We start from the raw sequence: 21372 nt of genomic DNA, 5'->3' as shown, positions 1-21372 counted from the left end.
GGAAAACGTTGCAACCAACAAGATAGTTGCCGGTGCGTCAATGCATCCGGACTTCGAAGTCGGCGCATTATCCTGTGATTGACCGTGCCTGTCACTGCGCAGCGCGCAATGCTTGAAAACGGGGTTGTCAGCGGCGCCGCACCGGGCTCACACTGGCGGCTTTGCGCCTGGCCCGGCACACGCGACCAGGACGCTTCGAGCGCTCGCACCGACCAGCGCGCACTGACAGTTGATTCGGGGACCCTGACATGGAATTGGTTGTAAAAAGCGTAGCCGCAGCATCCTTGAAAACCGCCACCCTGGTGCTGGCCGTGGGCGAAGGCCGCAAGCTGGGCGCCAGCGCCAAGGCCGTCGACGAGGCCAGCAAGGGCGCCCTGAGCGCAGCGCTCAAGCGCGGCGACATTGCCGGCAAGGTCGGTCAGACCCTGCTTCTGCCTGGCCTGCCGGGCCTCAAGGCCGAGCGCGTGCTGCTGGTCGGCAGCGGCAAGGAAGACAGCCTCGGCGACCGCAGCTGGCGCAAGCTCGCCAACGCCGTGCTCGGGGTGCTCAAGGGCCTGGGCGGCAGCGATGCGGTGCTGGCCCTGGACGACATCGCCCTGACTGGCCGCGACGCCCATTACGGCAAGGCGCGCCTGCTCGCCGAAACCCTGCTCGACGGCGAATACGTGTTCGACCGCTTCAAGAGCCAGAAGGCCGAACCCCGCGCCCTGAAGAAAATCACCCTGCTGGCCGACAAGGCCGGCCTCGCCGACACCGAGCGCGCGGTCAAGCACGCCAGCGCCATCACCAGCGGCATGCGCCTGACCCGCGACCTCGGCAACCTGCCGCCGAACCTGTGCCATCCGAGCTTCCTCGCCGAAGAGGCGAAGAACCTGGGCAAGGCCTTCAAGAGCCTCAAGGTCGAAGTCCTCGACGAGAAGAAGATCAAGGACCTGGGCATGGGCGCGTTCTACGCCGTCGGCCAGGGCAGCGACCAGCCGCCGCGGCTGATCGTGATGAACTACCAGGGCGCGAAGAAGAGCGACAAACCCTTCGTGCTGGTGGGCAAGGGCATCACCTTCGACACCGGCGGCATCAGCCTGAAGCCCGGCGCCGGCATGGACGAGATGAAGTACGACATGTGCGGTGCCGCCAGCGTCTTCGGTACCCTGCGCGCCGTGCTCGAACTGCAGTTGCCGATCAACCTGGTCTGCCTGCTGGCCTGCGCCGAGAACATGCCGAGCGGCGGCGCCACCCGTCCGGGTGACATCGTCACCACCATGAGCGGGCAAACCGTGGAAATCCTCAACACCGACGCCGAAGGCCGCCTGGTGCTGTGCGATGCCCTGACCTACGCCGAGCGCTTCAAGCCACAGGCGGTGATCGACATCGCCACCCTCACCGGCGCCTGCATCGTCGCCCTCGGCAGCCACACCTCGGGCCTGATGGGCAACGACGACGAACTGGTGGAGCAACTGCTCGGCGCCGGCAAGCGCGCCGATGACCGCGCCTGGCAACTGCCGCTGTTCGACGAATACCAGGAGCAACTGGACAGCCCGTTCGCCGACATCGCCAACATCGGCGGACCGAAGGCCGGCACCATCACCGCCGGTTGCTTCCTGTCGCGCTTCGCCAAGGCCTACCGCTGGGCACACCTGGACATCGCCGGTACGGCGTGGATCAGCGGCGGCAAGGACAAGGGCGCCACTGGCCGTCCGGTCCCGCTGCTGACCCAGTACCTGCTCGATCGCGCCGACGCCTGATCCGGAAGCCGGCCGGTCCCGTGACCGGTCGGCGCCTGCGCCATGAGCAAAGTCGACTTCTATATCCTGCCCAGCCCCTCGCCCAGCGCGCGCCTGGACTTCGCCTGCAAACTCTGCGAGAAGGCCTGGCGCCTCGGCCATCGGGTCTACCTGAACTGCAGCGACGCCGCCCAGCGCGATGAGCTGGATGCCCGTCTCTGGGCGTTCAAGGCTGAAGCCTTCGTGCCCCACAGCCATGCCGAGGAAGATGCCGCGGCGGCGGTTGCCCTGGGCGTCGGTGACGATCCCGGCAGCCATCAGGACCTGCTGGTCAACCTCGACCTCAAGGTCCCGCCGTTCGCCGCGCGCTTCGCCCGCATCGCCGAGATCGTGGTCGAGGAGCCAGCGATCCGCCAGGCGACCCGAGAGAGTTTCCGCTTCTACCGCGAACAGGGCTATGCTCTGCAAGATCACCGCTTACAGCGATTCTGACGACGATGGACAAACACCCGCCCCTGCCGCAATCCGCCCATCTGCTGGACGACCTGGAGTCGATCCGCCAGTTGTTGGGCGATGAAACCCTGCAACCGCCTCTGCTGACCGAAACCGTGGAAGAACAGATCCCGCTGCTGCTCGAACCGGCCGAAGACCTGGCGCCGCCTGCCCCTGCCGCCGCGCCGGTGGCAGAAGCCGATCCACAAGCCCGTCGCCAGGACACCCTGCTGCACCTGGACGCCGAGCTGCGTGCCGCCGCGCAACTGATCATGCAGGACGTGATCGACGACTTCGCCCCGCATATCGAGAACGAGATCAAGCGGCGCCTGGATGCCCGCCTCGAACGCCTGCTCAACCAGTCTTCCTGATCTGCCCTCCCCCCGTAGGAGCGTGGCTCGCCCGCGAAGGACCGCAAGGCGGTCCCCGATGACAGCGCAATTGGGACCGCCTTGCGGTCCTTCGCGGGCGAGCCACGCTCCTACGGGGATTCGGCATGAAAGCCGAACAGCATCAAGCCCTCCCCTGTGTGTCGCCTCGAACCCCCGCCTCCGTTATACTTCCCGGCTTTCCCGAATAAATGCCATAGGGTCCCCCCGCGCATGGATAAGACCTACCAGCCGCACGCCATCGAAACTTCCTGGTACAACACCTGGGAGTCCGAGAATTACTTCGCCCCGCAAGGCGCGGGCGAGTCGTACACCATCATGATCCCGCCGCCGAACGTCACCGGCAGCCTGCACATGGGCCACGGCTTCAACAACGCGATCATGGATGCCCTGATCCGTTTCCGCCGCATGCAAGGTCGCAACACCCTGTGGCAGCCGGGCACCGACCACGCCGGTATCGCCACGCAGATGCTGGTGGAGCGCCAGCTCGAAGCCAAGGGCCAGAACCGTCACGATCTGGGCCGGGAAAAATTCCTCGAAAAAGTCTGGGAGTGGAAGGAACAGTCCGGCGGCAACATCAGCCGGCAGATCCGCCGCCTGGGCTCGTCGGTGGACTGGAGCCGCGAACGCTTCACCATGGACGACGGTCTCTCCGAAGCGGTCAAGGAAGCCTTCGTGCGCCTGCATGAAGACGGCCTGATCTACCGCGGCAAGCGCCTGGTCAACTGGGACACCAAGCTGCACACGGCAATCTCCGACCTCGAAGTGGAAAACCACGACGAGAAAGGCCACCTGTGGAACCTGCGCTACCCGCTGGCCGACGGCGCGAAAACAGCCGAGGGCAAGGATCACCTGGTGGTCGCCACCACCCGTCCGGAAACCATGCTCGGCGACGTCGCCGTGGCGGTGAACCCGAACGACGAGCGCTACCAGGCACTGATCGGCAAGTTCGTCGAACTGCCGCTGATCGGCCGTCGTATCCCGATCATTGCCGACGACTACTGCGATCCGGAGTTCGGTACCGGCTGCGTGAAGATCACCCCGGCCCATGACTTCAACGACTACGAAGTCGGCAAGCGCCACAACCTGCCGCTGCTGAACATCTTCGACAAGAACGCGGCGATCCTCCCGGCCGCCCAGGTGTTCAACCTCGACGGCAGCGTCAACGAATCCATCGACGGCAGCCTGCCGGCGCAGTACGCCGGTCTCGACCGTTTCGTCGCGCGCAAGCAGATCGTCGCCGACTTCGACGCCCTGGGCCTTCTGGTCAGCGTCGACGACCACGCCCTGAAAGTGCCGAAGGGCGACCGCTCCGGCACCGTCATCGAGCCGTGGCTGACCGACCAGTGGTACGTCTCCACCAAGCCGCTGGCCGAGCCCGCGATCGCCGCCGTGGAAGACGGCCGCATCCAGTTCGTGCCGAAACAGTACGAGAACATGTACTTCTCCTGGATGCGCGACATCCAGGACTGGTGCATCAGCCGCCAGCTGTGGTGGGGCCACCGCATTCCAGCCTGGTACGACGAGTCCGGCAAGGTCTACGTCGGCCGCAGCGAGGAAGAAGTACGGGCCAAGCACAACCTTGGCGCCGACGTGGTCCTGAACCAGGACAACGACGTCCTCGACACCTGGTTCAGCTCCGGCCTGTGGACCTTCTCCACCCTCGGCTGGCCGCAGCAGACCGAATTCCTCAAGACCTTCCACTCCACCGACGTACTGGTCACCGGCTTCGACATCATCTTCTTCTGGGTCGCCCGGATGATCATGCTGACCATGCACCTGGTGAAGAACGAGGACGGCACCCCGCAGGTACCGTTCAAGACCGTCTACGTCCATGGCCTGGTCCGCGACGGCCAGGGCCAGAAGATGTCCAAGTCCAAGGGCAACGTCCTCGACCCGCTGGACATCGTCGACGGCATCACCCTCGACGCCCTGCTGGAAAAGCGCACCAGCGGCATGATGCAGCCCAAGCTCGCCGAGAAGATCGCCAAGCAGACCAAGGCCGAGTTCCCCGAAGGCATCGCCAGCTACGGCACCGACGCCCTGCGCTTCACCTTCTGCTCGCTGGCCTCCACCGGTCGCGACATCAAGTTCGACATGGGCCGCGTCGAGGGCTACCGCAACTTCTGCAACAAGATCTGGAACGCCGCCCGCTACGTGCTGGACAAGGGCGAGGATTGCGGCCAGAACGGCGAAGCCTTCGAGCTGTCGCTGGCCGACCGCTGGATCATCTCGCAACTGCAGCGCACCGAAGCCGAAGTGACCCGTCAGCTGGAGCAGTTCCGCTTCGACCTGGCCGCCCAGGCCCTGTACGAGTTCATCTGGAACCAGTACTGCGACTGGTACCTGGAGCTGTCCAAACCGGTCCTGTGGGACGAGAACGCCCCGGTCGAGCGCGCCCGCGGCACCCGTCGCACCCTGGTCCGCGTGCTGGAAGTGGCGCTGCGCCTGGCTCATCCGTTCATGCCGTTCATCACCGAGGAAATCTGGCAGCGCCTGGCGCCGCTGGCCGGCATCGACGGCAAGACCATCATGCTGCAGCCATGGCCTGAAGCGAACGAGAGCCGCATCGACAGCGCCGCCGAAAGCGACATCGAGTGGGTCAAGGAGCTGATGCTGGGCGTGCGTAACATCCGCGCCGAGATGAACATCGGCCCGGGCAAACCGCTGCAGCTGTTCCTCAAGAACGCCACCGCCGAAGACCAGCGTCGCCTCGTCGAGAACGAAGCGCTGCTCAAGAAGCTGGCGAAGATCGAATCGTTCACCGTGCTCGGCGAGCAGGACGAAGCCCCGCTCAGCGCCACCGCGCTGGTGGGCGACCTGCAGGTGCTGGTGCCGATGGCCGGCCTGATCGACAAGGACGCCGAACTGGCGCGCCTGAGCAAGGAGATCCAGCGCCTGCAGGGCGAGGTCCAGCGCGTTGGCGGCAAGCTGTCCAACGCCGCCTTCGTCGACAAGGCACCGCCCGCGGTGATCGACAAGGAACGCGCCAAGCTGGCCGAGGCGGAACAGGCCCTGGCCAACTTCACCGAGCAGCACGCACGCATCGCCGCCCTGTAAAACGACGCGGTCCCTGTAGGAGCTGGCTTGTCGGAGTGCCGAACCACTGCGAAGGACCGCGCAGCGGTCCCCCGATAGCACTGAAGCCTGGGACCGCTTTGCGGTCCTTCGCAGTGGTTCGGCACTCCGACAAGCCAGCGCCTACAGATGAGCGCCAGATCAACGAATCATGCGGTACTCCAGAAGAGCGGGCTTGCCCGCTCTTGGCATTTACGACCATGAGCAAACCCGACAAACCCACGCTGCACCCGCGCAACCGCCACCAGGGTCGCTACGACTTCCCGCAACTGATCAAGAGCTGCCCGGAGCTCGCACGCTTCACCATCACCAATCCCTACGGCAAGCCGAGCATCGACTTCGCCGACCCCGAAGCGGTGCGGGTGTTCAATCGCGCACTGCTCAAGGCCCAGTACGGCATCCAGTTCTGGGACATCCCCGCCGACTACCTGTGCCCACCGATCCCCGGGCGTGCCGACTACCTGCACACCCTGGCCGACCTGCTGGCCGAGGACAACGCTGGTGAGATTGCCCGCGGTGCCCAGGTCCAGGCCCTGGATATCGGTGTCGGCGCCAACTGCATCTACCCGCTGCTGGGCAATGCCGATTACCGCTGGCGTTTCGTCGGCTCGGACATCGACCCGATCGCTCTCGCCTCGGCCAAGGCCATTGTCCAGGCCAACGGTCTGGGCAAGTTCATCGACCTGCGCCAGCAGGGCAATCGCAAGCACATCCTCAGCGGCCTATTGAGTGCCGAGGAACGCTTCGACCTGACCCTGTGCAACCCACCCTTCCACGCCTCGCGCGAGGAAGCCACCCGCGGCAGCCAGCGTAAATGGCGCGCCCTGGGCAAGGCGGATCCGAAGCGCAAGCTGCCGGTGCTGAACTTTGGCGGGCAGAACAACGAGCTGTGGTGCGACGGCGGCGAGATCCGCTTCGTTACCCAACTGGTGCAGGAGAGCAAGGCCCTTGGCCAGCAGGTGCTGTGGTTCAGCAGCCTGGTCTCGAAAGCCTCCAACCTGCCCGGCATCGAGGCGGCGCTGAAGAAGGCCGGTGCGGTCGAGCAACGGGTGCTGGAGATGGGTCAGGGGCAGAAACAGAGCCGCCTGGTGGCCTGGACCTTCCAGGATGCAGCGGCGCGTCAGCAGTGGTGCCAACAGCGTTTCAAATGAAACGGCAGGCATTAAAAAACCGCGTCGGGCTCGCACCCGACGCGGTTTTTTTCGAGCGCTCTACAAATTACTTGTTGACTGCGTCGGTCAGCACTTTGGCTGGTACGAACTTGACGACTTTCTTGGCAGCGATTTCGATGGCGGCGCCAGTCGAAGGGTTGCGGCCGGTACGGGCAGGACGCTCGGTGATTTTCAGCTTGCCAATGCCTGGCAGGGTGATTTCACTGCCGTTTTCCAGTTGATCGGCAACGATCTGGCCCAGTTGCTCCAGAGCGTTACGCGCGGTGGTTTTCGGCGCGTCGATAGCTTCAGCGATATCGGCGATCAGTTGGTCTTTGGTCAATGCCATGGTGGTGTTCCTTCCCTAATCAAATTCAGTGGGTTTGCAGAGTGCCGCGTCAGCCATCGATGCCGGCGCCGCGAATCGGCGGTGGCCGGGATACATCCTTTTTGCCAATCGCGTATGTAGATACCTAAAAATGCGATTGGTTCGACGTGACGCCAGCGGTCTGCCAGCACTGCGCCTCACAGGGGGCGCAAGACCGGGCAAAACTACCACAGGAATAGATAAATATCCGCCTCGCCCGGCGCAAATCTTCAGGTTTTTCGGGGGTTTACACAAAATATCGCAAAAAACAGAACGAAAAACGAACAGGCCAGCCCCGCAGCCGCAGCTGAACCCCGTCCAGCCCTCCAGCTGGGTTACACTTGGCAACTTTGCCACGCCCCGCGCCACACCTTCATTGAGCCGAGAATTCCATGCCGATCCGTCATTGCATCGTCCACCTGATCGACAAGAAACCCGATGGCAGCCCCGCGGTACTGCACGCGCGCGATTCCGAACTGAGCGAGTCGACCGCCATCGAAAACCTCCTGGCCGACCTCAACGACAGCTATAACGCCAAGCAGGGCAAAGCCTGGGGTTTCTTCCACGCCGAGTCCGGCGCCCACCCGTTCAGCGGCTGGCTGAAGGAATACCTGGACAGCGAAAAGACCTTCACCGAGTTCAGCCGGGTGGCGGTTGAACATCTGCAGAAACTGATGGAAGAGTCGAACCTGTCGGTGGGCGGCCACGTACTGTTCGCCCACTACCAGCAAGGTATGACGGACTACCTGGCCATCGCCCTGCTGCATCACAGTGAAGGCGTGGCGGTGAACGCCGAGCTGGATGTCACCCCGTCGCGTCACCTCGATCTCAGCCAGTTGCACCTGGCTGCCCGGATCAACATTTCCGAATGGCGCAACAACCAGAACTCGAAGCAGTACATCTCTTTCATCAAAGGCAAGAACGGCAAGAAGGTCTCGGACTACTTCCGTGACTTCATCGGCTGCCAGGAGGGGGTCGACGGTCCGGGGGAAACCCGCACCCTGCTCAAGGCCTTCAGCGACTTCGTGGAAAGCGAGGACCTGCCCGAGGAAGCCGCCCGCGAGAAGACCCAGACCCTGGTCGACTACGCCACCAGCCAGACCCGCGCCGGCGAACCGGTAACCCTCGAAGAACTGTCGGGCCTGATCGACGAAGACCGGCCCAAGGCGTTCTACGACCATATCCGCAACAAGGACTACGGCCTGTCGCCGGAAATCCCCGCGGACAAGCGCACCCTCAATCAATTCCGCCGCTTCACCGGGCGCGCCGAGGGCCTGTCGATCAGCTTCGAGGCGCACCTGCTCGGCTCGAAGATCGAATACGACGAGGAAGCCGGAACCCTGACCATCAAGGGCCTGCCGACCCAGCTCGCCGACCAGTTGAAGCGGCGCAAGGACTGAGCCGCGGGCAAGCCGTTGATCCGAACTGGCATTTTTGTCAGTAGCGACGTCCTTGCCCCACTGGCTAGCCTGAGCACGTCTCTCACGCACTGAAGGTGCATGACATGAAGACGCTGCTCACCGTGTCGGGCTGCCTGCTGCTGGCCCTGGCAACAGGCGCCGCCCTCGCCGGCCCGGGGGAGGACACGGCAAGATCGCTGAATGAGCGCTATCGCAATCTCACCCGGGATTGCGGCGGCCAGTCGAAACCCGCGGTTCTCTGCGCCGGGGTGATTGTGCGGGCCACCGCGACTCCGCAGTTCTGGGTGCCGACACAAAAGAACATTGCCAACGGTGGCATCTCGGCGTCCTACCTGCGCCGGGACGCAAAGTTTCCGCGCCTGGTCTACGGCCGCAACAATGGCTTCACCCTCTACCCCGCGTTCGCCAACCCAAGCCCCAACCGACCCTACGAAGTCCTCTGTTCCTTCCCCCACGATGCCGGCACGGACAATCGCGCAGAGCGCGGCTGCACGGATCACACGGCCAGCGCGACGGTGGAGAACTACTGCGACCTGATGGATGTAAGGACCGCACAGGCCTGGGTCAGGAGATTCGGCAGCAGCGCGACGAACCACGTCGACCTGTGCGGATTCGACGTGCGTGACCGACGCGATGCGTTCGCCGGCCCCGCCTTCATGGCCAGCATCGAGGCACGCAATCTCGCCGGGGCGACCTTGTTCCCCATGCAGAACGAACTGCGCATCGCCACCTGGCAGAACAACCCGCCATTCGACCCACCCGTGGAGAGCACCTTCTATACGATGCCGCCCTCCTCCGCCACGTCGGGGCTGGAAAACGCCAGGGCGAACCAGATCGAGTGGTGGCTGGCGACCAAGCGCTACCTGCCGCTGGTCAGGCTTGACCTGCCGCAGACCATGAACGCCGATGCGGCCTTCGTCTACAACACCGCGGACCAGGCCATCCAGCCCACCACCGGGCCCAATACGTGCAAAACGTACTTCGACAGTGCGCGTTTCGAGGACCTTCCGGGCTTCCCCGGCAAGAAGAGTCTCGTCGTGGTGCCCAGTGCCTGCGGGCGGGAAGTCAGGGAGGATCAGACCAACAACTTCTTCAACGAACTGGTCGCCCGGCTTTACCGCGACCCGGCCTGGCAGGGCGCTTCAGCCTACAACGTGGAGCATTTTCTGAGCATGCGCCGGCAGTTGACCTGCCATTTCGTCTACCGGCGCTATGCCCCCACGTGGACGCTGGAACCCCACCGGGCCTTGATCGACATTCAGGCGTCAGGCGCCAGGCAGTGCGACAACTGAGCCTGCGCCCGTAGGTCGCGCCGCTTGCCGGCGTGTTGTGCATTCCCACCCTTCAGGAGATCCCCCATGAAGACCTCGAACCTGGCATGGATTGCCCTGAGCGTGATTGCAGGCGTGCTTCCCATGGAACACGCCAGCGCCGATCCGGATTGCTCCGAACCCATTCTCAAAGCGGAATGGGGTAAGGAAAAGGTCGGTACCAGCTACTTCACCCAAGGCACCTACGACAGCCTGCAGGTTTATCTGGACCGCGCGGGATGCACGTACGGACCGGCTGACACTGAACGAATCCTTCAGGAAATTCTTGCGCGGTACGAGAGCGCTCCTGAATGGACCAGCCCCAAGCTGAACGCGCAGCAGATGCGCGACAGCGTCAGGTTCCAGCTGGAATGCCAACTGAGCCAATCACCGATCCCCGACCCTATCACTCTCGAACCGAGGCGCCAGGGCGTTTCCCTGGATGCCTTCAAGAAGATGAACTGCAACACTCCATGACGTCGACCAGGTGCTGCGCCGCGAAGGAAGCCACCAGGGCTTCCTTCGCGCTTTTGCGCAGGGCCTTGATCAGGCGCTCATGACGCAGTGCCTGGGACTTGTCCGGCCAGGCCTCGACATACACCAGCGCCACCGCCGGGCTGGTGCTGAAATAGCGCGCGCCGCGGCCTTTCTGGTGGTCGGCGAAACGCCGTTCGGGGTTGTCGCTGATACCGCAGTACAACGAGCCGTTGGCGGCGCGTACCAGATACACGTACCAGGGTTTGGCGAGGGGCGGGACTTCGGTCACGGGCGAGGACTGGCGGCGGCTGAGGACGACAGCTTACCCCCTCAACGTCCGCCCTGGAACGCGCGCAAGCCCTTCAACGCCTGCTGGCGCACCTTGTCCCGCAGCAGCGGCGTCCAGCCCAGCAGGACACCGGGGGCGCCCAGGGCCTGACGGGACCAGCGCCAGAAGTCGAAGACATCGTGGTGCTCGACGATCAGGCCGTCGCGCACGACGAAGCTGGCGCGAATGTCATTGATCACCGTGCGACCGGTCTGGCTGAACAGGTAGGTCGCCACCCAGTGCGCCGAACCGCCACGCTCGTCGGCGCGGACGCTGTCGAAGGTCAGGGAAAAATCCTTGGCGCGGCTGGTGAGCATGCGCCACATATCCCCGGCATCCTTGCCCCGCAGGGTGCCGAAGGCCGGGTCGCTGAAGACGACATCGGGGCTGTAGCAGGCGACCATGGCCTCGGCATCGAGACGCTGGAAAGCCTGGTAGAAACGGGTGATCAGGGCACTGTTGGCATCGCTCATGACGGGTTCCATCACCGAAAGTCTGAGCGGAGCACGATAGTCCGCTCGAAGGCACAAGGCCAGCGCCATCGACCGGACGAATGGCGCGTCCTCAGATCCGCTCGCTGGTCACCTGAACATGCAGCGTGCGGCCGGCCCGGAGACCGAAGAAGATGGCGCCGGCGCCGATGATCGCGAAGATCCAGCCGACCGCGCTCCAGCCACCGCTCAGGTCATGCACCAGGCCTACCGCGAAGGGGCCGAGAGAGGCCAGGGTGTAGCCGACGCCCTGGGCCATGCTCGACAGGTTGGCGGCGACGTGGGCGTCCCTCGAACGCAGCACGATCAGGGTCAGCGCCAGGGCGAACGTGCCACCCTGGCCGATACCGAGCACCACCGCCCAGCCCCACAGGCCGCCGAGCGGCGCATACAGGCAACCGAACAGACCGGCCAGGGTCAGCACCATCACCACCACGATGGCGAGGCGCTGGTCCTTGCCGCGGGTGGCCAGCATCGGCGCGGTCAGGGCGCTGAGCAGTTGCACGATCACCGAGCCGGACAGCACCAGCCCCGCCTCCGTCGGACTGAGGCCGCGACCGATGAGAATCGACGGCAGCCAGCCGAAGACGATATAGGCCAGCGACGATTGCAGGCCCATGTACAGGGTCACCTGCCAGGCCAGCGGATCGCGCCACAGACCGCGTACACGGAAGGCGACACGGTGGGCGCCGTGACCTTGCCGGGCTTGTGGCAGCCAGAACAGCGCCGCCAGCAGGGCTGGCACCAGCCAGAAGCCCAGGCCCAGCGACCAGTTGTCACCGAAGGCATGGCTCAAGGGCACACTGGCCCCCGCCGCCAGCGCCGCGCCCAGGCACAGGGCCATGGTGTAGATGCCCATGAGCAGGCCCGCATGGGCCGGGAAATCCCGTTTGACGATGCCCGGCAGCAACACGCCGATCACCCCGATACTGGCACCGGCGATCAGGCTGCCGACGAACAGACCGACGCTGCCGAAAGCACTGCGCAACGCGATGCCGCCCGCCAGGCACAGGAGAATCCCGAGAATCACCCGCTCGCTGCCGAAACGTCGCGCCAGCAATGGTGCCAGGGGGGCAAACAGTCCGAGACAGAGCACCGGCAGTGTGGTCAGCAAGCCGGCCTGGGAGCCGCTCAAACCAAGGCTGCGAGACACCTCGCCCAGCAGCGGCGCCATGCTCGACAGGGCCGGACGCAGGTTCAGTGCCACCAGCACCAGGCCCAGCAGCAACAGCCAGGCCTGCGGCAGGCGGGTGGGAGGCTGAAGCTCGGCATCGTCGGCTTCGGCATCGATCAGCAATTCGTCAAGCACCGGCCCCGGGGGCGTGAGCTTGGTGGGGAGGTCTTGGCCCATGGCAGTCTCGAAAGGTCAGGGTTCATTGATCAACGTCCGGCTCAGGGCCTTGGCCCGCTCCGGCTCTTGTCGCTCGACGGCCTCGAGGATCGCTTCGTGCAGATCGAAAACCGCCTGGTTGCGCGGCAACCGGCTCATGCTGTGTTCCAGCTTCATCGCCACCACGCTGGAGAAATAGCGGTATAGCTCGCTCAACGCGGGGTTGTGCGCGGCATCCACGAGGCGCTGATGGAAGACCAGGTCGCAGCAGATGTAGTCGTCCAGTTCACCGTGAAAGTGCATGCCGCTGCGGTGCAGGGCCTCGCGCAGGCCGATCAGGTCCTGCTCGGTGCGGCGCAACGCCGCCAGGCCGATGGCTTCGGCTTCCAGCAAGTGACGGGTTTCCCTGGCGTGCTCCAGGCTGCAGCCGGACAGCGCCTGCATCGCCGAGAGCGGATCGGATGCAGTGCGCAAATAGCTGCCATCGCCTTGACGCACCTCCACCAGACCACTGAAGGCCAAGACACGCATGGCCTCGCGCACGGTATTGCGGCTGATGCCCAGCTCGCTGGCCAGTTCCGGCTCTGTGGGCAGGCGCTGGCCGACGGCCCAGGCGCCGCTGGTGATGCGTTGGCGGAGTTGGTCGACGGCTTGTTCGACGAGAGAGCGTTTGATGAGTTGGGGCATGGGGAATTTTTACATCCAATCATCGGATGAATTAGGAGGGAGCCAAGGGTAACGGCTTGGCTGACAGGAATGCAAATCAGAAAACAACGGGGCCGCTTTGCGGCCCTTCGCGAGCAAGCTCGCTCCCACAGAGTTGGTGCAATCCCTGTGGGAGCGAGCTTGCTCGCGAAGGGCTGCAAAGCAGCCCCAATTGCTCAGGTCAGTTCAAGGCGTCGAGCAACGCCTGGTTCTGCTCTTCGGTACCGATGGTAATGCGCAGGAACTGATCGATCCGCGGCAGCTTGAAGTGACGCACGATCACCCCCTGCTCGCGCAGCGCGGCGGCAATTCCCGCGGCATCCTTCTGCGGATGGCGGGCGAAGATGAAGTTGGCCGCCGACGGCAGCACCTCGAAACCACGCGCGTTCAGCTCGGCCACCAGCTTCTCGCGGCTGGCGATGACCTTGTTGCAGGTCGACGCGAAGTATTCCTGGTCTTCGAACGCCGCGGTCGCGCCGACGATCGCCATGCGGTCCAGCGGATAGGAGTTGAAGCTGTTCTTGATCCGTTCCAGCGCCTCGATCAGGTCGGGATGGCCCACCGCCAGACCAACCCGCAGCCCGGCCAGGGAACGCGATTTGGACAGGGTCTGGGTCACCAGCAGGTTCGGGTAGCGATCCACCAGGCTGATGGCGGTCTCGCCACCGAAATCGATGTACGCCTCATCCACCACCACGACCGATTCGGTGTTGGCCCGCAGCAGTTGCTCGATGGCCTCCAGGGCCAGCAGGCAGCCGGTCGGTGCGTTCGGGTTGGGGAGAATGATCCCGGCGTTGGCACGGCGGTAGTCCTCGACGCGGATCTGGAACTGCTCATCCAGCGCCACCGCTTCGAAGGGAATGCCGTACAGGCCGCAGTACACCGGGTAGAAGCTGTAGCTGATATCCGGGAACAGCAGCGGCGCGTCGTGCTGGAACAGGCCGTGGAAGATGTGCGCCAGCACTTCGTCCGAACCGTTGCCGAGGAACACCTGGTTCGGCTGGACCTTGTAGTAGCGGGCCACGGCCTGCTTGAGCAGGTCGCTGTTGGGGTCCGGGTACAGGCGCAGGTTGTCGTTGAGCTCGCCGCGCATGGCTTCCAGCGCCTTGGGCGACGGACCGTACGGGTTCTCGTTGGTGTTGAGCTTGACCAGCTTGGTCAGCTTCGGCTGCTCGCCCGGGACGTAAGGCACCAGGCTCTTGACGAAGGGGCTCCAGAATTTGCTCATGTTCAGTTGCCCTCTTGGTCGGCAAGGATGCGGTATTCGGCACTGCGCGCGTGGGCGCTGAGGGATTCGCCACGAGCCAGGACCGATGCGGTCTTGCCCAGTTCGGAAGCGCCCTGTTCGGAGCAGAAGATGATCGACGAACGCTTCTGGAAGTCGTAGACCCCCAGTGGCGAGGAGAAGCGCGCGGTGCCGGAAGTCGGCAGCACGTGGTTGGGACCGGCGCAGTAGTCGCCCAGCGCTTCGCTGGTGTGGCGACCCATGAAGATCGCCCCGGCGTGGCGGATCTTCGGCAGCCAGGCCTGCGGGTCGGCCACCGACAGCTCCAGGTGCTCCGGTGCGATGCGGTTGGCGACTTCCATGGCCTGGTCCATGTCGCGAACCTGGATCAGCGCGCCACGCCCGTCGATCGAGGTGCGGATGATCTCGGCGCGGTCCATGGTCGGCAGCAGCTTGTCGATGCTGGCGGCGACGCGGTCGAGGAACGCAGCGTCCGGGCTGACCAGGATCGACTGCGCGTCCTCGTCGTGCTCGGCCTGGGAGAACAGGTCCATGGCGATCCAGTCCGGGTCGGTCTGGCCGTCGCAGACCACGAGGATTTCCGACGGGCCGGCGATCATGTCGATACCGACCTGACCGAACACATGGCGCTTGGCGGTGGCGACGTAGATGTTGCCCGGCCCGACCACCTTGTCCACCTGCGGCACGCTCTCGGTGCCATAGGCCAGGGCCGCGACCGCCTGGGCGCCACCGATGGTGAAGACGCGGTCGACACCGGCGATGCACGCCGCCGCCAGCACCAGCTCATTGACCTCGCCACGCGGGGTCGGCACCACCATCACCACTTCGCCAACCCCGGCGACCTTGGCCGGAATCGCGTTCATCAGCACGGACGACGGGTACGACGCCTTGCCGCCCGGCACGTACAGACCTGCGCGGTCCAGCGGCGTGACCTTCTGGCCGAGCACGGTGCCGTCGGCCTCGGTGTAGCTCCAGGAGTCCTGTTTCTGCCGCTCGTGGTACAGGCGCACACGCTCGGCGGCCTTTTCCAGGGCCTGGCGCTGCTCCGCGGTGATGCGGGTCAGGGCCAGTTCCAGGCGCTCGCGGCCGAGAATCAGGTCAGCGATGGATTTCGCCTCGACGCCGTCGAAACGCTGGGTGAACTCCACCAGCGCCGCGTCGCCGCGCTCACGCACGGCCTGGATGATGTCGAGGACCCGCTGGTTGACCGCGTCGTCGGACACGCTTTCCCAGCTCAGCAGATGATCCAGATGTCGGGCGAAATCCGGGTCAGCGGCATTGAGTCGGCGAATTGCAGTGGACGTGGTCATAGCTAAAGCCTCGGTAATTGGCGAATGGTTCAGGCGCCCTGAAGCTACCAGTCCATTCGCGCGGGCACCCGAGATATTTGGCTATGACGCGGATAGACGGGCGCGACATGAAGTCGCGCACAGGGTCAGCCGCGGTGTCGCGACTCCACGGCCTGACGCAGGGTGTCGATCAGGCTCTGGATACGGGCGTGCTGCATCTTCATCGATGCCTTGTTGACCACCAGGCGGGAGCTGATGGTAGCGATGAGTTCCTGGGGCTCCAGGCCATTGGCGCGCAGGGTGTTGCCGGTGTCGACGACGTCGATGATCTTGTCGGCGAGGTTGACCAGCGGCGCCAGCTCCATCGAGCCGTACAGCTTGATGATGTCGACCTGACGACCCTGTTCGGCGTAGTAGCGCTTGGCCACGTTGACGAACTTGGTGGCGACCCGCAGGCGCCCCTTCGGCTCCGGCGCGCCAATGGCACCGGCGGTCATCAGCTTGCAGCGAGCGATGTTCAGGTCCAGCGGCTCGTACATGCCCTGGCCACCGTACTCCATCAGCACATCCTTGCCGGCCACACCCAGATCGGCGGCGCCATGCTCGACATAGGTCGGCACGTCGGTGGCCCGCACGATCAGCAGGCGCACATCTTCCTGGGTCGTGGGGATGATCAGTTTGCGGCTCTTGTCCGGATTCTCGGTCGGGACGATGCCGGCTTCCGCCAGCAGCGGCAGGGTATCGTCGAGAATGCGGCCCTTGGACAGCGCGATGGTCAACATGGGAAACGTCGGTCCTTATGCGGCTTCAGCCGCCGGGCCCATGCAGGTACCCGACGGCGACAATTCAGCAAGTTCGTGGCGCGTCCCTGCGCCGCCAGCAGACTAGCCCGGTACGCGACGGATCTTCGCGCCCAGCATCTGCAGTTTTTCCTCGATGCACTCGTAACCACGGTCTATGTGGTAGATGCGGTCGATCAGGGTGTCGCCTTCGGCCACCAGGGCCGACAGCACCAGGCTGGCCGAAGCCCGCAGGTCGGTCGCCATGACTGGCGCGCCCTTCAGCGTCTTGGTCCCGGTGACGATGGCGGTGTTGCCCTCGACCTGGATCTGCGCGCCCATGCGGTGCATTTCGTAGACGTGCATGAAGCGGTTTTCGAAGATCGTCTCGATCACCGCGCCAGTGCCTTCGGCGATGGCGTTGAGGGAGATGAACTGCGCCTGCATGTCGGTCGGGAACGCCGGATACGGAGCGGTACGCAGGTTGACGGCTTTCGGCCGCTTGCCGTGCATGTCCAGTTCGATCCAGTCTTCGCCGGTGATGATTTCGGCGCCGGCTTCCTTGAGTTTCTCGAGGACGGCTTCGAGGATGGTCGGATCGGTGTCCTTGACCTTGACGCGACCACCGGTAACGGCGGCGGCAACCAGGTAGGTACCGGTCTCGATACGGTCGGGCATTACCCGATAGGTGGCCGAACCCAGACGCTCGACGCCATCGATGGTGATGGTGTCGGTGCCGGCGCCCTGGATCTTCGCGCCCATGGCGATCAGGAAGTTGGCCAGGTCGACCACTTCCGGCTCACGCGCGGCGTTCTGCAGGACACTGCGACCACGGGCCAGAGCGGCCGCCATCATGATGTTCTCGGTGCCGGTCACGCTGACGGTATCGAAGAAGAAGTGCGCGCCGCGCAGACCGCCTTCAGGGGCCTTGGCCTTGATGTAGCCGCCTTCCACTTCGATCTTCGCGCCCATGGCTTCGAGGCCGCGAATGTGCAGGTCGACCGGACGCGAACCGATGGCGCAACCGCCAGGCAGGGCCACTTCGGCCTCGCCGAAGCGGGCGACCATCGGACCCAGCACCAGGATCGAGGCGCGCATGGTCTTCACCAGCTCGTAAGGCGCGACCAGGGTCTTGATGGTACGAGGATCGATTTCCACCGAGAGCTTCTCGTCGATCACAGGCTCGATGCCCATGCGACCGAACAGCTCGATCATGGTGGTGATGTCGTGCAGGTGCGGCAGGTTGCCCACGGTAACCGGGCCGTCGCACAGCAGGGTGGCCGAGAGAATCGGCAGGGCGGCGTTCTTGGCACCGGAAATGCGGATTTCGCCGTCGAGGCGAGCACCGCCAGTAATAATCAGTTTGTCCATTTGCAATCTCGCGCCAGTTGGCTCAGGTGCGCTCAGCCCAGGCTGCGCTGCTGAAAAATTTCATGGTGACCGCGTGGATACTGCCATCGGCAATCCACGGGTTCAGATGAGCATAGATCTGCTGCTGACGCTTGACAGGGCTCAGTGCCGCCAATTCGTCGCTGATCACGTTCAACTGGAAGTTGCAGCCCTCGCCTTCAACTTCGACCCGGGTTCCCGGCAACTTTTCTTCAAGGAAGCTCTTAACTTCTACGGCCTGCATGCTCAACCTCAATCGGCGCCCTGTGCGCGCGGGTCGGCCATCATACAAAAAAGCCCCTCGCCTGCGAACCCCGTAAACGAGGACTCTGACAGAGGGGCCGTGCTTTAGTCGCGCTTGCTCACTGCAACGCGAGAATCTCGTCCAGCCCGTAGACCTCGGCGATCTCCCGCATGCCATGGGGCATGCCGCGGACTTCCAGGGTCTTGCCGGCGCCCTTGGCATCGCGCATGAAGGCCAGCAGCAGGGACAGACCGACGCTGCTGGACATCTCCACCGCAGTGCAGTCCAGCACCAGCGCGGCGGCCGGACTGGACGCGATCAGCGCCCTGCCCTGCTCGCGCAACCGCGGACCGGAGCGGTAGTCGAGGGTGCCGGCCAGGCTCAACACCCCCGGCTCGGCCAATTGCACACTGCCACCACTCATTGCGCCTGCTTCTCCGCGGCATCCTCGGTGACCGCCTTGGCCTTGGCAACTTCGCCAGCCCAATTGTCGATGGTCTTGTCGAGGTCGTTGCCATTGCGCTGCATGGCGTCGGCGAACTGTTCACGGAACAGCTTGCCGATGTTGATGCCGTTGACGATGACGTTACGCACTTTCCATTCGCCCTGGATCTTCTCCAGGGTGTAGGACACCGGATAGACCGCGCCGTTGGTGCCGGTGACCTTCATGCCGACGCTGGTGCGGTCGCCATCCTCGGGCCTTGCCGGATCCACGGTGATGCCCTGATTGTTGTATTCCAGCAGGGCGTTGCCATAGAACTGCATCAGACTGCGCTTGAAGTTCTCCTGGAAGCGCTGCATCTGATCAGGGGTCGCCCGTTTCGAGTACTTCACGGTCATGATGCTTTTCGAGATGCCGTCGGCATCCACGACAGGACCGAGGATGTTGTTCATCGCGTCATAGAATTCACGCGGGTTGGCCTTGTACTGCTCCTTGTTGCTCTTCAGGGCATCCAGCATTTGCGTGGTGGTGCCCTGGATGACGTCACGGGCCGACTGGCCAGGTGCCGCAAGGGCCATCATCGGCAAGGCAGCCAGCAGTACCAGCAAGCCACGGCGCAGGATCGAAATCATGGAAACTCCTTATTTAGCTTCTTTGCCTACGGTATTGAGCAGGAACTTGCCAATCAGATCCTCCAGCACCAACGCCGACTGGGTATCATGGATGGTCCCGCCATCCTTGAGCACGGTGTCTTCCCCGCCGACGCTGATGCCGATGTACTTCTCGCCGAGCAAACCGGCGGTCAGGATCGATGCGGTGGAATCGGCGGGCAGGTTGTCCACGCGCTTCTCCAGTTGCAGGGTCACCCGACCGGTGTAGGTATCGCGGTCCAGATCGATGGCAGTGACCTTGCCGATGGTCACACCGGCCATGGTCACTTTTGCTCTGACAGTCAAACCGGCGATATTGTCGAAATATGCATAAAGTTTATAGGTATCGCTGCTGGGGCTGGCGGACAGGCCGCTGACGCGCAGAGCCAGCAGTAGCAGCGCCAGGATCCCGGCCAGGAGGAACAGGCCGACACCGATTTCCAGGGTGCGGTTTTGCATCAGAAATCTCCAAACATCAGGGCGGTCAGAATAAAGTCCAGGCCGAGGACTGCCAACGAGGCGTAGACCACGGTTCTGGTAGTGGCTCGACTGATCCCCTCTGACGTGGGCTCGCAGTCATAGCCTTGAAATACGGCAATCCAGGTAACGACGAAGGCGAAGACGATGCTCTTGATGACGCCGTTGAGCACATCGTCGGTGAACGACACGCTGTTCTGCATGTTCGCCCAGAACGAACCTTCATAGACCCCCAGCCAGTCCACGGCGACCCACGAACCGCCCCAGATACCGACCACACTGAAGATCATCGCCAGCAGCGGCAGGGAAATGAAGCCGGCCCAGAGCCGCGGTGCGACGATGTACTTGAGCGGATCGACCCCGATCATTTCCAGGCTGGACAGTTGCTCGGTGGATTTCATGTTGCCGATTTCGGCGGTCAGCGCGGAACCGGCACGCCCGGCGAACAGCAGCGCGGTGACCACCGGACCGAGTTCACGCAGCAGGGTCAGGGCGACCATCTGCCCCACGGCCTGCTCCGAACCGTACTTGGTGAGGATGCTGAACCCCTGCAAGGCCAGGACCATGCCGATGAACACGCCGGAGACGACGATGATCGCCAGCGACAGCACGCCCACCGAGTACAGCTGGCGGACCAGCAGCTGAAAGCCACCGCCGATGCCGCCACGCCCGACCAGCGCGTGCAGCAGGAACAGACAGGAACGCCCCATCACCGCGACCACGTCGATGGCCGAACGGCCGAAACGGCGGATACGTTCGAGTAAGGATTTTCTGCGCATCTAACGCTTCCCCAGCAGATCGGCGCGATAGTCAGGCGCAGGAAAATGGAAAGGCACCGGACCGTCCGGGTCACCCTTCATGAATTGGCGGATGCGCGGGTTGTCCGAATCCATCAGTTCCGCGGGCGAGCCCTGGCCGAGCACCTGCCCGTCACCCACCACATAGATGTAGTCGGCGATGCTGGCGGTTTCCGCGAGATCGTGGGACACCACGATGCTGGTGATGCCCAGGGCGTCGTTGAGCAGGCGGATCAGGCGCACCAGAACGCCCATGGCGATCGGGTCCTGACCGACGAACGGCTCGTCGTACATGAGGATCTGCGGGTCCAGGGCAATCGCCCGGGCCAGCGCCACGCGGCGTTTCATGCCGCCGGAAAGCTCGTCCGGCATCAGCTCGATGGCGCCACGCAGGCCGACAGCCTGGAGCTTCATCAGGACGATGTCGCGGATCATCTCCTCGGACAGCTTGGTGTGCACGCGCAGCGGAAAGGCGACGTTCTCGAACACGTCGAGGTCGGTGAACAGCGCGCCGCTCTGGAACAGCACGCCCATCTGCTTGCGGGCGTCGAACAGGTCACTGCGCGACAGTGTCGGCAGGTTCTGCCCCGCCACCCAGACTTCGCCACTGGCGGGCCGCAGTTGCGCGCCCATCAGGCGCAACAGCGTGGTCTTGCCACACCCGGAAGGCCCCATGATGCCGGTGACCTTGCCCTTGGGAATGCGTATGTCGACATTATTGAAGATGCTGCGCGAGCCGCGCTTGAAGGTCACGCCCTTCAACTCGACCGCGTAGGCGTTATCAACGCTCATCTAGACT

23 protein-coding genes are annotated in these 21372 nt (G+C 64.0%); 8 read left to right on the top strand and 15 right to left on the bottom strand.

The window, feature by feature from the left end; all coding sequences use genetic code 11:
- Nucleotides 1–248: 248 nt before the first annotated feature.
- The 5 genes from CHB99_RS09140 to rlmF all read left to right on the top strand — a co-directional run bounded on the left by CHB99_RS09140 (nt 249) and on the right by rlmF (nt 6831).
- Nucleotides 249–1742, top strand: a complete 1494-nt coding sequence (locus CHB99_RS09140; protein ID WP_042120712.1) for a leucyl aminopeptidase — start codon at nt 249–251, stop codon at nt 1740–1742.
- A gap of 42 nt (nt 1743–1784) precedes the next feature.
- Nucleotides 1785–2213 carry a DNA polymerase III subunit chi gene (locus CHB99_RS09135; RefSeq protein WP_042120713.1) on the top strand — a complete coding sequence of 143 codons (429 nt, stop codon included), beginning with the start codon at nt 1785–1787 and terminating at the stop codon, nt 2211–2213.
- Nucleotides 2214–2218: 5 nt separating this feature from the next.
- Nucleotides 2219–2584, top strand: coding sequence for a hypothetical protein (locus CHB99_RS09130; protein ID WP_042120714.1), 366 nt, complete (start codon nt 2219–2221; stop codon nt 2582–2584).
- A 231-nt stretch (nt 2585–2815) separates the two neighbouring features.
- Nucleotides 2816–5662 carry a valine--tRNA ligase gene (locus CHB99_RS09125; RefSeq protein WP_042120715.1) on the top strand — a complete coding sequence of 949 codons (2847 nt, stop codon included), beginning with the start codon at nt 2816–2818 and terminating at the stop codon, nt 5660–5662.
- A gap of 218 nt (nt 5663–5880) precedes the next feature.
- Nucleotides 5881–6831, top strand: coding sequence for a 23S rRNA (adenine(1618)-N(6))-methyltransferase RlmF (rlmF, locus tag CHB99_RS09120; RefSeq protein ID WP_042120717.1), 951 nt, complete (start codon nt 5881–5883; stop codon nt 6829–6831).
- A gap of 67 nt (nt 6832–6898) precedes the next feature.
- Here rlmF and CHB99_RS09115 read toward each other — a convergent pair whose 3' ends face one another.
- Nucleotides 6899–7180 (bottom strand): HU family DNA-binding protein, encoded by a 282-nt coding sequence (locus CHB99_RS09115; protein ID WP_009398256.1) that lies wholly within the window; start codon nt 7178–7180, stop codon nt 6899–6901.
- A gap of 410 nt (nt 7181–7590) precedes the next feature.
- On the opposite strand from CHB99_RS09115, the gene yejK reads away from it, so the two are divergent.
- From yejK to CHB99_RS09100, 3 genes are all read left to right on the top strand, one after another.
- Complete coding sequence (gene yejK, locus CHB99_RS09110; RefSeq protein WP_042120719.1) at nt 7591–8598, top strand: nucleoid-associated protein YejK; 1008 nt, start codon at nt 7591–7593, stop codon at nt 8596–8598.
- A 104-nt stretch (nt 8599–8702) separates the two neighbouring features.
- Entirely contained in the window at nt 8703–9911 is a 1209-nt protein-coding gene (locus CHB99_RS09105) for a DUF2599 domain-containing protein (RefSeq protein WP_052419349.1), read from the top strand.
- Between the two features lie 66 nt (nt 9912–9977).
- Nucleotides 9978–10406, top strand: a complete 429-nt coding sequence (locus tag CHB99_RS09100) for a hypothetical protein (protein WP_042120721.1) — start codon at nt 9978–9980, stop codon at nt 10404–10406.
- Here the strand turns inward: CHB99_RS09100 and CHB99_RS09095 are convergent.
- The 14 genes from CHB99_RS09095 to CHB99_RS09030 all read right to left on the bottom strand — a co-directional run bounded on the left by CHB99_RS09095 (nt 10378) and on the right by CHB99_RS09030 (nt 21365).
- Entirely contained in the window at nt 10378–10695 is a 318-nt protein-coding gene (locus CHB99_RS09095; protein ID WP_042120722.1) for a GIY-YIG nuclease family protein, read from the bottom strand. The genes CHB99_RS09100 and CHB99_RS09095 overlap by 29 nt on opposite strands.
- 41 nt (nt 10696–10736) lie before the next feature.
- Nucleotides 10737–11207 carry a nuclear transport factor 2 family protein gene (locus CHB99_RS09090; RefSeq protein ID WP_042120724.1) on the bottom strand — a complete coding sequence of 157 codons (471 nt, stop codon included), beginning with the start codon at nt 11205–11207 and terminating at the stop codon, nt 10737–10739.
- A 91-nt stretch (nt 11208–11298) separates the two neighbouring features.
- Nucleotides 11299–12576, bottom strand: a complete 1278-nt coding sequence (locus tag CHB99_RS09085) for a CynX/NimT family MFS transporter (RefSeq protein ID WP_042120725.1) — start codon at nt 12574–12576, stop codon at nt 11299–11301.
- Between the two features lie 15 nt (nt 12577–12591).
- On the bottom strand, nt 12592–13242 hold the full coding sequence (locus CHB99_RS09080; RefSeq protein ID WP_042120727.1) for a FadR/GntR family transcriptional regulator: 651 nt from the start codon (nt 13240–13242) through the stop codon (nt 12592–12594).
- Nucleotides 13243–13441: 199 nt separating this feature from the next.
- Nucleotides 13442–14488: a histidinol-phosphate transaminase gene (gene hisC, locus CHB99_RS09075; protein WP_042120728.1), complete on the bottom strand. Its 1047-nt coding sequence runs from the start codon at nt 14486–14488 to the stop codon at nt 13442–13444.
- A 2-nt stretch (nt 14489–14490) separates the two neighbouring features.
- Nucleotides 14491–15816, bottom strand: coding sequence for a histidinol dehydrogenase (gene hisD / locus CHB99_RS09070; protein ID WP_042120729.1), 1326 nt, complete (start codon nt 15814–15816; stop codon nt 14491–14493).
- 125 nt (nt 15817–15941) lie between these two features.
- Nucleotides 15942–16577, bottom strand: a complete 636-nt coding sequence (gene hisG / locus CHB99_RS09065) for an ATP phosphoribosyltransferase (RefSeq protein ID WP_042120730.1) — start codon at nt 16575–16577, stop codon at nt 15942–15944.
- 102 nt (nt 16578–16679) lie between these two features.
- Nucleotides 16680–17945 carry a UDP-N-acetylglucosamine 1-carboxyvinyltransferase gene (gene murA / locus CHB99_RS09060; RefSeq protein WP_042120731.1) on the bottom strand — a complete coding sequence of 422 codons (1266 nt, stop codon included), beginning with the start codon at nt 17943–17945 and terminating at the stop codon, nt 16680–16682.
- A gap of 22 nt (nt 17946–17967) precedes the next feature.
- Complete coding sequence (locus CHB99_RS09055; RefSeq protein ID WP_042120732.1) at nt 17968–18207, bottom strand: BolA family protein; 240 nt, start codon at nt 18205–18207, stop codon at nt 17968–17970.
- 118 nt (nt 18208–18325) lie between these two features.
- Nucleotides 18326–18631, bottom strand: coding sequence for an STAS domain-containing protein (locus tag CHB99_RS09050; protein ID WP_042120734.1), 306 nt, complete (start codon nt 18629–18631; stop codon nt 18326–18328).
- Nucleotides 18628–19281: an MlaC/ttg2D family ABC transporter substrate-binding protein gene (locus tag CHB99_RS09045; protein ID WP_042120735.1), complete on the bottom strand. Its 654-nt coding sequence runs from the start codon at nt 19279–19281 to the stop codon at nt 18628–18630. Before CHB99_RS09045 ends, CHB99_RS09050 begins: the two co-directional genes overlap by 4 nt.
- Nucleotides 19282–19290: 9 nt before the next feature.
- The gene (gene mlaD / locus CHB99_RS09040; RefSeq protein ID WP_042120737.1) at nt 19291–19758 is read right to left on the bottom strand and encodes an outer membrane lipid asymmetry maintenance protein MlaD; all 468 of its coding nucleotides are present in this window, start codon (nt 19756–19758) and stop codon (nt 19291–19293) included.
- A complete protein-coding gene (gene mlaE / locus CHB99_RS09035) occupies nt 19758–20555 on the bottom strand; it encodes a lipid asymmetry maintenance ABC transporter permease subunit MlaE (protein ID WP_042120738.1) in 798 nt (265 codons plus the stop codon). Before mlaE ends, mlaD begins: the two co-directional genes overlap by 1 nt.
- A complete protein-coding gene (locus CHB99_RS09030) occupies nt 20556–21365 on the bottom strand; it encodes an ATP-binding cassette domain-containing protein (RefSeq protein ID WP_042120739.1) in 810 nt (269 codons plus the stop codon).
- Nucleotides 21366–21372: the final 7 nt, after the last annotated feature.

The sequence above is a fragment of the Pseudomonas japonica genome (genome assembly GCF_900188455.1).
Taxonomy (GTDB): domain Bacteria; phylum Pseudomonadota; class Gammaproteobacteria; order Pseudomonadales; family Pseudomonadaceae; genus Aquipseudomonas; species Aquipseudomonas japonica.
This window is presented reverse-complemented; position numbering and strand designations above follow the sequence as displayed.

Bases quoted from the DNA above. Each gene is read 5' to 3' on its own strand.
- CHB99_RS09140 (WP_042120712.1), top strand. From the start codon at position 249: ATGGAATTGGTTGTAAAAAGCGTAGCCGCAGCATCCTTGAAAACCGCC.
- CHB99_RS09135 (WP_042120713.1), top strand. From the start codon at position 1,785: ATGAGCAAAGTCGACTTCTATATCCTGCCCAGCCCCTCGCCCAGCGCG.
- CHB99_RS09130 (WP_042120714.1), top strand. From the start codon at position 2,219: ATGGACAAACACCCGCCCCTGCCGCAATCCGCCCATCTGCTGGACGAC.
- CHB99_RS09125 (WP_042120715.1), top strand. From the start codon at position 2,816: ATGGATAAGACCTACCAGCCGCACGCCATCGAAACTTCCTGGTACAAC.
- rlmF (WP_042120717.1), top strand. From the start codon at position 5,881: ATGAGCAAACCCGACAAACCCACGCTGCACCCGCGCAACCGCCACCAG.
- CHB99_RS09115 (WP_009398256.1), bottom strand. From the start codon at position 7,180: ATGGCATTGACCAAAGACCAACTGATCGCCGATATCGCTGAAGCTATC.
- yejK (WP_042120719.1), top strand. From the start codon at position 7,591: ATGCCGATCCGTCATTGCATCGTCCACCTGATCGACAAGAAACCCGAT.
- CHB99_RS09105 (WP_052419349.1), top strand. From the start codon at position 8,703: ATGAAGACGCTGCTCACCGTGTCGGGCTGCCTGCTGCTGGCCCTGGCA.
- CHB99_RS09100 (WP_042120721.1), top strand. From the start codon at position 9,978: ATGAAGACCTCGAACCTGGCATGGATTGCCCTGAGCGTGATTGCAGGC.
- CHB99_RS09090 (WP_042120724.1), bottom strand. From the start codon at position 11,207: ATGAGCGATGCCAACAGTGCCCTGATCACCCGTTTCTACCAGGCTTTC.
- CHB99_RS09085 (WP_042120725.1), bottom strand. From the start codon at position 12,576: ATGGGCCAAGACCTCCCCACCAAGCTCACGCCCCCGGGGCCGGTGCTT.
- CHB99_RS09080 (WP_042120727.1), bottom strand. From the start codon at position 13,242: ATGCCCCAACTCATCAAACGCTCTCTCGTCGAACAAGCCGTCGACCAA.
- hisC (WP_042120728.1), bottom strand. From the start codon at position 14,488: ATGAGCAAATTCTGGAGCCCCTTCGTCAAGAGCCTGGTGCCTTACGTC.
- hisD (WP_042120729.1), bottom strand. From the start codon at position 15,816: ATGACCACGTCCACTGCAATTCGCCGACTCAATGCCGCTGACCCGGAT.
- hisG (WP_042120730.1), bottom strand. From the start codon at position 16,577: ATGTTGACCATCGCGCTGTCCAAGGGCCGCATTCTCGACGATACCCTG.
- murA (WP_042120731.1), bottom strand. From the start codon at position 17,945: ATGGACAAACTGATTATTACTGGCGGTGCTCGCCTCGACGGCGAAATC.
- CHB99_RS09055 (WP_042120732.1), bottom strand. From the start codon at position 18,207: ATGCAGGCCGTAGAAGTTAAGAGCTTCCTTGAAGAAAAGTTGCCGGGA.
- CHB99_RS09050 (WP_042120734.1), bottom strand. From the start codon at position 18,631: ATGAGTGGTGGCAGTGTGCAATTGGCCGAGCCGGGGGTGTTGAGCCTG.
- CHB99_RS09045 (WP_042120735.1), bottom strand. From the start codon at position 19,281: ATGATTTCGATCCTGCGCCGTGGCTTGCTGGTACTGCTGGCTGCCTTG.
- mlaD (WP_042120737.1), bottom strand. From the start codon at position 19,758: ATGCAAAACCGCACCCTGGAAATCGGTGTCGGCCTGTTCCTCCTGGCC.
- mlaE (WP_042120738.1), bottom strand. From the start codon at position 20,555: ATGCGCAGAAAATCCTTACTCGAACGTATCCGCCGTTTCGGCCGTTCG.
- CHB99_RS09030 (WP_042120739.1), bottom strand. From the start codon at position 21,365: ATGAGCGTTGATAACGCCTACGCGGTCGAGTTGAAGGGCGTGACCTTC.